This window comes from Paraglaciecola sp. (genome assembly GCF_051252315.1).
In the GTDB taxonomy this organism is placed as follows: domain Bacteria; phylum Pseudomonadota; class Gammaproteobacteria; order Enterobacterales; family Alteromonadaceae; genus Paraglaciecola.
Genome location: NZ_JBPOFP010000153.1, coordinates 1 through 8,984 on the forward strand (window position 1 = coordinate 1; position 8,984 = coordinate 8,984).

Consider the following 8,984-nt stretch of genomic DNA (forward strand, 5'->3'; position numbering starts at 1 on the left):
GTATGACTATCGGTGCCAACACAAGTATCAGGAAACGCTACACCATCTTTAATTTGAATCACTGGTGACATCTTTTCTAAGTTGATCTGATGCATAATCCCGTTACCTGCGGGTATCACATCAACGTTTTTAAAAGCGGTTTTGGTCCATTCAATAAAGTGAAATCGATCTTTATTACGTTTCTCTTCAATCAATCTGTTTTTATCAAAGGCGTTTTTATCGTCTCCACCATGTTCAACAGCCAATGAATGATCAACAATTAACTGCGTAGGTACCACTGGATTGACTTTAGATGGATCTCCGCCCTCCTCTGCTATTGCATCTCTTAAACCAGCCAAATCAACCAATGCCGTTTGACCTAGTATGTCGTGACAGACCACCCTAGCTGGGTACCAAGGAAAGTCAGTGTCGGTTTTATCCAACACAATTTGAGGCAGGTACTCTGAAATTTCTAGCTGCGAACATTTTCGCAGTATTTGTTCGGCTAAAACTCTTGCTGAATAAGGTAACTTAGAAAAGCTACCTGGAGAAAGGTCTTCAACAGCCGAACGAACATCATAAAATTCTAGGTTTACACCATTTAAGGTGTAGTCAGGTAAAGGTTTGCGATATTGATAGTTCATTCAAGATTCCATGTAGGAAAAGTTAATGTAGATATAATAAAAAACATAAAGCCATTAACGTTGGTTAATCAGCCGTACTTTTCTCGGTTCGCTACCAATATATTCTGCACTTGGTCTAATTATTCTATTGTTTTGTCTTTGTTCCATGATATGTGCAGCCCACCCTGTAACCCGAGAACAAACAAAAATAGGGGTAAATAACTTAGTGGGAATATCCATGTAGTGGTAAGCAGACGCATGGAAAAAATCGGCATTACAAAATAAGTTTTTTGCGTCCCACATGTATTCTTCACAGGCAACTGAAATATCATACAACTCTGTATTTCCGATTGAATCAGATAGCTTTTTGGACCAGCCTTTTATGATTGCATTCCTAGGGTCGGACGTGCGATAAATAGCGTGACCAAAGCCCATGATTTTCTCTTTACGACTTAACATATCAGCCATTTTAACTTTTGCGTCTTGCGGTGAATCAAACCTTTGGATCATATCCATAGCGGCTTCATTCGCTCCTCCATGTAATGGCCCTCTCAACGTACCGATAGCGCCTGTTATACAAGAATACATATCTGACAGAGTAGATGCACATACACGAGCCGCAAATGTAGAGGCGTTAAACTCATGTTCAGCATAAAGAATCAAAGAGACATCCATTACTTTTGTGTGAAGCTCAGATGGCGACTTTCCAGTCAGTAAGGCAAGGAAATGACCTGCGATGCTTGGTTCATCTGTGTTACATTCTATTTCAATACCTTCGTGGCTGTACCGATACCAAAAACACATCACCGCTGGAAATATGGCTATTAAGCGGTTTGCAGTGTTTTTTCCTTGCTCGAAATTAGTTTCGGGTTCAACATTTCCAAGAAAAGAACAAGCGGTGCGCATCACATCCATTGGGTGAGAATTTGCTGGGATCAATTTAAGTACTTGTTTTAAATCTTCGGGCAAATCCCTTAGAGATTTAAATGATGTTTGGTAATCGGTTAACTCAGTTTTGTTGGGTAACTCACCATTGAATAATAGATAAGCGACTTCTTCAAAACTGGTGTTTTCGGCTAAGTCTGAAATGTCGTAACCACAATAAGTCAAACCAGAGCCAGACTTTCCGACTGTACACAATTTAGTTTCACCAGCAGATTGCCCTCTAAGCCCAGCACCAGATAGTTTGCTTAATCCCATTATGTATTCCGCCTTTTATTTTTTATCTTTTGTGAAAAGAGAGTCTAACTTTTGTTCGTACTCGTGATAGTCAAGGTAATCGTACAATTCCATACGAGTTTGCATAGTATCTACAACAGCCTTTTGGTCACCTTCTGATAAAATGGATTGATACACGTTTTCTGAAGCTTTATTCATGGCTCTAAAAGCACTAAGGGGATATAGCACCATGTCCACCCCCCATAGTGCTAATTCATTTTTATTCCATAATTCAGTTTGACCAAATTCAGTTATATTCGCCAATATAGGGACATCTACGGCACTTGAAAACGCACGGTAATCTTGCTCTGTTTTAATGGCTTCAGCAAAAATTCCGTCCGCTCCAGCATCAACATATTCTTTTGCTCTTTGTATCGCTGACTCCAGCCCTTCCTGCGCAAAAGCGTCCGTTCTTGCCATAATAAAAAAATCTGAATTGGTTTTAGCATCTACAGCGGCTTTGATTCTATCCACCATTTCTTGGTTAGATACGATTTGTTTATTCGGCCTATGTCCGCATCGTTTTTGGGCAACTTGATCTTCAATATGGACAGCTGCAGCACCTGCCTTTTCCATATCCCTAATTGTCTTGGCGATGTTAAATGCCCCTCCCCAACCCGTATCGATATCTACCATTAAAGGTAAATCACAAGCAGACGTAATTCTTTGCACATCCACTAACACGTCATTTAAAGATGTCATACCTAAATCCGGTAATCCATATGAGGCATTGGCTACCCCACCACCAGATAAATAGATCGCTTTATGGCCTATTTTTTTTGCCATAATCGCGTTATACGCATTGATTGTGCCGACAAGTTGTAAAGGTTGGTTATCAGCTAAAGCTTGACGAAATTTTAATCCCGCATTAATCATTATCATGCATCCTTTTTTCTACATTTTTACGAGAACCTGAAATATGTCTTCGCATTAACATTTCAGCTAATTCGCCGTCTTTTTCACTAATAGCCTGAATAATACTTTGATGCTCGCCAAACGCTCTTTTTGCTCTAGGGCTTGGCATGCCAAATTGAAAGCGATACATTCGAACTAAATAATATAGTTCTTCACATAACAACCTTATTAATAAAGCATTACCACTGCCTAAAACAATTCGATAGTGAAAGTCTAGGTCGCCTTCTTTTTGAATATATGCTTGCCCTTTAATAAGGGGGGCAGCCTGCTGATGTTTGTTTAATAATGCCCGTAATTCCTGAATTTGGTCGTCACTCATATTTTGTGCCGCTAGTCGACAAGCCATGCCCTCTAAAGATTCTCTAACCTGGAATATCTGCAGCAATTTTTCTTTAGACAAAGTGACTATTCTGTAACCGATGTTGGCTTTTCGTTCTACTAATCCACAAGCTTCAATTCGGGATAGTGCGTCTCTTAACGTAGAACGACTGATCTCATAAAATTTAGCCAATTCCGGTTCACTTAACTTCGAACCGGTTTTTATATCACCTTCTACTATTCTTGTTCTTAAATCAGTAAATACGCTATCTGCACGTGTAATTGCAGCTTTCTTAGAAACTTGATTAATACCCATGATGTCGACACATAAATGATAAAATTTAGTTAAGTTAATTTATGAGAGCATAAAAACACAAATTGTCGACAATGTCACCTATTCTTAAAAAATATATGTTGGCTACATAACAAAACCCCATCAAATAAGAGTAATTAATACGTCTACATATTGTGTGAATAAATGTAAATAATTGTTTATTTTTCACTCAAAATAGATTTATAATAACTGTTCCAGTTTCATGAGCTTTTATACTTCAGTTCGCTGAAGTTTTAGTTAGCGCACGGCTCTATAGAGAGAGCCAATCCCCTAAGCCCGGACTAGCAATAGCCTGGGCATTTTTTTGCCTTTTAAAACATAAAATTTAACTATCCTTGAGATGCTCCGTATGTAGAAAAATATTAAATTTCTACTTACACTTAGTCATATGTGTTTAGAGAGGTACATAAATATGAAGATTCTAATAACTTTTGTGATGGTCTACTTTATCGGTACTTGTCATGCGAGTACCTCCAACTCGCTCAGTTATGAATACTACGATATTGAAGTAGACAAGGTGAGCAAGTTATACAACTTTGTAAAAAAAGCTGGTCCAAAGGTAGGAGAGCGCAATGCATGGGCCACTTTAGATTGGGACTTGAATACTGAATACGAACTGCGCTCTGTAAAAGGTGGTTGTCGTTTTATTGCAAAAGATGTTTACGTTGTAGGTAAAGTAACCTTGCCAAAATGGACGAAAAGTAAAGACTTAACCGACAGTGACAAAAAGTGGTGGAGTGAGTTTTCACAATTTATATTGGATCACGAAAAAAACCATTACAACAACACTCTAATAGGTGCTGAAGAGATCGTTTCAGAAATAAAAAACATTCCAGTGACAGAAAGTTGTAAGAAAGCTAGAGAAGAATACTTGTCGATTAAACACAAGGCCTTAAATAAAATCCATAAGTTAGATTTGCAACTGGATAAACAAACTCGACGTAAATTCGCTGGCAATGATAAGTTGTTTGCTAGGTTAAAAAATGGCCAAACCTTAGTTGTTCAATCTAGTTTTATGCGAGGTTATTTGGGGTTGTAACATCTTAACTATTGTTGAATCTTTAGCTCTTTATCAAAAAACTGGGCATTATTAATATAATGCTCGGCAGATTTCTCTAAATAATGTCTTTGTTCTTCAGGAACCGACTTTATTATTTTTGCCGGAGATCCCACCACCAGTGATCCATCTGGGACTATCATATTTTCTGTTATTAATGAATTAGCTCCTATCACGCAGTATTTTCCAATTTTTGCTCCATTTAAAACTACGCTGTTAATACCAATTAAACTGTAATCGTCGATCTCACAACCATGTAACGTAACGTGATGCCCAACCGTTACGCCTTTTCCAATAGTCAAAGGTACGCCTAAATCAGTGTGCAGAATGGAACCATCTTGAATATTACTGCCCTCACCTATTGAAATGACGTCACAGTCACCGCGAATAACCGTGTTAAACCAAACACTCACATCTTTAGCTAGTTGGACTTTTCCAATGACATGACTTCCCGGTGCAAAATATACATTGTCAGCGATTTCAACTTGCTCATCAGCCAATGAATAAATCATATTATTCCCCTTTTCTACGCATTAAACCTTCTTGCATGGCGGATGCCACCAATTTTCCTTCTCGATTAAAAAACTGGCCCTTAACTAGACCTCTACCATTACCAGTAAAAGGGCTTTGGGTACAATATAAAAGCCAATCATCTAAACTAAAGGGATGATGGAACCACATTGAGTGATCTATGGTAGCAATTCTCAAATTCCTATCCCGTATGGAAATTCCATGTGGCTGTAAACAAGTTGCTAAGAAATGATAATCTGAAGCGTACGCCAATATTTCTTGATTCATGCTTACATTACTACCGATTAATTCTTGCGCCTTCATCCATATAAACCGCCTTGGCTCCTGGATCTTAGGTTTTCCAGGGTCGATAACTTGCACTGTTCTAGTATCAATTGGTTTATGGTATGCGATGGCTTCTCGTAATGAGGTTGGCAGCTCATCAATATACCTCTCAAAATATTTGATGTCTGATTCTAGGGTCTCAGGATCCGGTACATTAGGCATTTCAGCGTACTGATGTTCTAGACCTACCTCTGGCTCTTGAAAAGAAGCTGTCATATAAAAAATGTTTTTACCATCTTGTATCGCTTTCACTCTTCTGGTTGAAAAGCTATTACCATCGCGAACTTGCTCAACATCAAATACGACGGGTTTATTTGCATCACCAGGTAACAGAAAATAAGAATGAAATGAATGTGCAATTCTAGATTCTGGCAACGTTTGTCTTGCCGCACTTAGTGCTTGCCCCAGCACCTGACCTCCAAAAAGAGCTCTAAAGCCGAGATCCCAGCTTTGACCTCGGTACAAACCTTTTTCTAAACTTTCCAAAGTCAGTAAATCAACTAGTTTTAAATCGGGCATTCAACTTTCTCAATAATATGACGGTTATTTACATTATTCTATGATGACTGGATCAACCACTCTACATTGCTAGAAGCCCCGGGGCCTCCCCCTAAAAGAGGCATAACTTCTTTCAGAGACGTTTCTATTTTAACGTCTAACTGCCAAGGAGCATTTATAATCGCTAAACCAGAACCATACATTCCTTGACTCTTTTCGTCACTATCTAAGCACATTTCAATTTTTAATAGGTTCTGGAACGAGTGTTGTGCAAGTTGTTGTAATAAATTTTCACTCTTTCCTTTTTTACTCTTTGCACCGTTAAAGTTTACGTTATCATCTGTTCTATCTTGGATCAGCGGATACCAAATTGCGTATATTGCTGTTGGCCATCTTTTGTAGGCACTAATTACCGTGTCTAACACTTTTTGGTATTCATCTGCATTTTCATAAGGAGGATCAATTAGAACTAAACCTCGTTTTTGTTTAGGAGGCGTTAACGCAATAAGTCCTTCAAAGCCATCTCTATGATGTATCGATATTTGTTTACTATTAATATTAGATTTAAGGTTATTCACCTCGGTGTTACTCCACTCCATCAAGATCCCCTGATCTTGAGAGCGTAACATTTTTCGGCTTATTTCCGGCGAGCCCGGGTATTGTTTAAAATCATAATAGTTTGATACTAATGACAAGTAATTATTGATGAGGTCATTATCACCTTGATAACGGATTAGACTTGTAATACCAGATTCGAACTCCTTAGTCTTAAGAGATTCGTTTGAATTCAACTGGTAAATTCCTGCTCCACTATGTGTATCAATGTACGTAAAGCCTTTATCTTTCTCTTTTAGTTTATCAATAATAGACATTTGGCAAAGATGTTTGATGACATCTCCATGATTCCCAGCGTGAAAACTGTGGCGATAACTGAACAAATGGCACTCCTGCTAACACTAATCTATTAGTGGTTGTTAATTAGAACTGATATTAGTAAAAACGAATCTTCTCAGTCTACATTTTCAAGCATTATATGATTAATCATTACTATTAGTAAGTTGAGAACGGTATATTTTTTCCAATGACCTAGGTTTTAACTTATCTAAAATTTGTATAGCCTATTTATCAGTTATCAATATTTTTAGTATGTTTACAGTGTTATATTCTTGTCATACTTCATACAGTTAAATTAGGGGAATTATTATATGAAAATCGCTTTAATGATGGAAAACAGCCAAGCTGGTAAAAACCCAACCGTATTAGAACAACTTAATAAAGTCGCTACACCATTAAAACATGACGTTTTTAACGTAGGTATGAGTGACGAAAATGATCACCATCTTACGTATATTCATCTAGGAATTATGGCCAGTTTGTTAATCAATTCAAAGGCTGTTGATTTTGTAATTGCTGGATGTGGCACTGGACAAGGTGCAATGATGTCACTTAATTTACACCCTGGTGTATATTGTGGTTACTGTTTAGATCCATCAGATGCGTTTTTATTTAATCAAATAAACAACGGAAATGCACTAGCACTAGCCTTCGCGAAGGGATTTGGCTGGGGTGCTGAATTAAACTTAGAATATATATTTGAAAAAGCACTAACGGGAGAACGTGGTGCTGGATACCCAATTGAACGTAAAGCCCCTCAGGTAGCCAATGCTGGTATTTTGTCTGAAGTGAAAGCTGCAGTATTGAAAGATAATTACTTAGATATATTAAAAAGCATTGACCCATCTTTAGTTAAAACCGCTGTGTCTGGCGAACGTTTCCAAACGTGTTTCTTTGATAACTGCCAAGATGACGAATTAGCAAATTATGTAAAGTCGTTAATATCTTAACTTATCGTTTTTTAGTTTTATTGATAATACATACAATAAAAGCTGCATTGTTGTAGCTTTTATTTCTTATCACAGGTAATCAAGGTAAGGCTTCCAACTTTGAGACGGTGACATTGGCTGTCTAACTTGTATGTTACTCAACGTTTTGACCGGGTTATTACTCTTATTAGACTCCAGGCACCTATCACTCCATGTCGCTCCACAAAAATCTAATATTTCTCTAATTGTTTTCTCTGGTTTGGTTACCAAATCTAGGTAATCGACATCAAAAATGGTATTGCTAGACATTATATGCCAATGTTCCATCAAGTCTTTATACAGGGCATGGTAGGTTCTAAATTCCTCTAGATCACAAAAATACGGTTCGTTTACGGCAAAATTATTTTTATACACAGATAATTGAACTTGAGTGAAGTCTCTTTGTATATGTAATATTTTGGATTGAGGGAATAAGCTTTTTATAAGACCAATTGATTGAAAATTTGCTGGCAGTTTATCAATAACAAATTGTTTGTTTTGAGTATGCCTACTTAACAGGTTCAAATAAATTTCAGCCGCTTTTGTTTTGATCTGTTCAGTAAGCATCATAGCTGACTCAGGATAATGTGTAGACGTTTCTTGAAATAGATAGTCGCTCACTTGGGCGCTTAAATAATTCACTTCACCAGCACTACCAACATTGGGATGTTTAACCAATATTTGTTCAAGTAAGGTTGATCCAGTTCTAGGTAGTCCAACAATAAAAATGGGCGTAATGAGATTGTTTGTATCAAGCTCAGTTTCGTTAGTAATGTTTTTACTAAAGGTATTTTTAATGAGCTCAAAAAATGGCGTTAATTCATTAGTCTTGAAATTACATTGTTGTAATTGCAATCTATTCGCCTGCGTAAAGGCTCTCCAAGCTTGTTTGTATTCCCCCTTACTTTCGTAAAAATTACCTAAGGTATACTGAATTACAGACTTTTCTTTAAGTTGACTTGAATCACAATTAAACCTAGCGTTTAACCAGTCTATGTCAGACTTTGGAAAAATATAATCTAATCGAGATAGTTCATGGTAGGTAAATGAAAGAATTTCTCCATCTCCCATTCCAATGACCTTGTTTAATGAACTAATTGCCGCTTCAAATTTACCTAACATAATCTGTTGTAATGCCAACTGATAAAACATGTTTGCACTTAGAGGAAATGTTTTAACACCGTATTCCAATACGGTTAAAGCATCTATTTCTGAATGAACCTCATTAAAAGCCTCAGATAATAGTCTTAATGCAGTGGGTTCATTTGGTAATAAATGACAGGCTTTAGTGAGTAACGAAACACTTTGGTCATATTGAGCTACTT

10 protein-coding genes are annotated in these 8,984 nt (G+C 37.2%); 2 read left to right on the forward strand and 8 right to left on the reverse strand.

The features are described 5' to 3' along the window. The 4 genes from ACSHXM_RS19580 to ACSHXM_RS19595 form a co-directional block, all read right to left on the reverse strand. Positions 1–623 (reverse strand): aconitase family protein (locus ACSHXM_RS19580; protein ID WP_435691695.1); only part of this gene is annotated, 623 nt, incomplete at its 3' end. 54 nt (positions 624–677) lie between these two features. Then, positions 678–1,802: a bifunctional 2-methylcitrate synthase/citrate synthase gene (prpC, locus tag ACSHXM_RS19585; protein WP_435691697.1), complete on the reverse strand. Its 1,125-nt coding sequence runs from the start codon at positions 1,800–1,802 to the stop codon at positions 678–680. Between the two features lie 15 nt (positions 1,803–1,817). Further along, positions 1,818–2,693, reverse strand: coding sequence for a methylisocitrate lyase (prpB, locus tag ACSHXM_RS19590; protein ID WP_435691713.1), 876 nt, complete (start codon positions 2,691–2,693; stop codon positions 1,818–1,820). Then, complete coding sequence (locus ACSHXM_RS19595) at positions 2,689–3,369, reverse strand: GntR family transcriptional regulator (protein WP_435691699.1); 681 nt, start codon at positions 3,367–3,369, stop codon at positions 2,689–2,691. The genes prpB and ACSHXM_RS19595 overlap by 5 nt, the downstream gene beginning before the upstream one ends. 430 nt (positions 3,370–3,799) lie before the next feature. On the opposite strand from ACSHXM_RS19595, the gene ACSHXM_RS19600 reads away from it, so the two are divergent. Further along, positions 3,800–4,426, forward strand: coding sequence for a DUF922 domain-containing protein (locus tag ACSHXM_RS19600; RefSeq protein WP_435691701.1), 627 nt, complete (start codon positions 3,800–3,802; stop codon positions 4,424–4,426). Positions 4,427–4,434: 8 nt separating this feature from the next. On the opposite strand, the gene ACSHXM_RS19605 is transcribed toward ACSHXM_RS19600, so the two are convergent. From ACSHXM_RS19605 to ACSHXM_RS19615, 3 genes are read right to left on the reverse strand one after another with little or no spacing between them, the layout of a single operon-like run. Beyond that, positions 4,435–4,956, reverse strand: a complete 522-nt coding sequence (locus tag ACSHXM_RS19605) for a gamma carbonic anhydrase family protein (protein ID WP_435691703.1) — start codon at positions 4,954–4,956, stop codon at positions 4,435–4,437. Position 4,957: 1 nt separating this feature from the next. Next, on the reverse strand, positions 4,958–5,818 hold the full coding sequence (locus tag ACSHXM_RS19610) for an acyl-CoA thioesterase domain-containing protein (protein WP_435691705.1): 861 nt from the start codon (positions 5,816–5,818) through the stop codon (positions 4,958–4,960). Between the two features lie 38 nt (positions 5,819–5,856). Further along, positions 5,857–6,735 carry a 23S rRNA (adenine(2030)-N(6))-methyltransferase RlmJ gene (locus tag ACSHXM_RS19615; RefSeq protein WP_435691707.1) on the reverse strand — a complete coding sequence of 293 codons (879 nt, stop codon included), beginning with the start codon at positions 6,733–6,735 and terminating at the stop codon, positions 5,857–5,859. Positions 6,736–7,002: 267 nt separating this feature from the next. Here ACSHXM_RS19615 and ACSHXM_RS19620 point away from each other — a divergent pair, with 267 nt between their 5' ends. Beyond that, positions 7,003–7,641 (forward strand): RpiB/LacA/LacB family sugar-phosphate isomerase, encoded by a 639-nt coding sequence (locus ACSHXM_RS19620; RefSeq protein ID WP_435691709.1) that lies wholly within the window; start codon positions 7,003–7,005, stop codon positions 7,639–7,641. 69 nt (positions 7,642–7,710) lie between these two features. Here ACSHXM_RS19620 and ACSHXM_RS19625 read toward each other — a convergent pair. Next, a partial coding sequence (locus ACSHXM_RS19625; protein ID WP_435691711.1) for a tetratricopeptide repeat-containing sulfotransferase family protein occupies positions 7,711–8,984 on the reverse strand: 1,274 nt, incomplete at its 5' end.

Bases quoted from the DNA above. Each gene is read 5' to 3' on its own strand.
- prpC (WP_435691697.1), bottom strand. From the start codon at position 1,802: ATGGGATTAAGCAAACTATCTGGTGCTGGGCTTAGAGGGCAATCTGCT.
- ACSHXM_RS19595 (WP_435691699.1), bottom strand. From the start codon at position 3,369: ATGGGTATTAATCAAGTTTCTAAGAAAGCTGCAATTACACGTGCAGAT.
- ACSHXM_RS19600 (WP_435691701.1), top strand. From the start codon at position 3,800: ATGAAGATTCTAATAACTTTTGTGATGGTCTACTTTATCGGTACTTGT.
- ACSHXM_RS19605 (WP_435691703.1), bottom strand. From the start codon at position 4,956: ATGATTTATTCATTGGCTGATGAGCAAGTTGAAATCGCTGACAATGTA.
- ACSHXM_RS19610 (WP_435691705.1), bottom strand. From the start codon at position 5,818: ATGCCCGATTTAAAACTAGTTGATTTACTGACTTTGGAAAGTTTAGAA.
- ACSHXM_RS19620 (WP_435691709.1), top strand. From the start codon at position 7,003: ATGAAAATCGCTTTAATGATGGAAAACAGCCAAGCTGGTAAAAACCCA.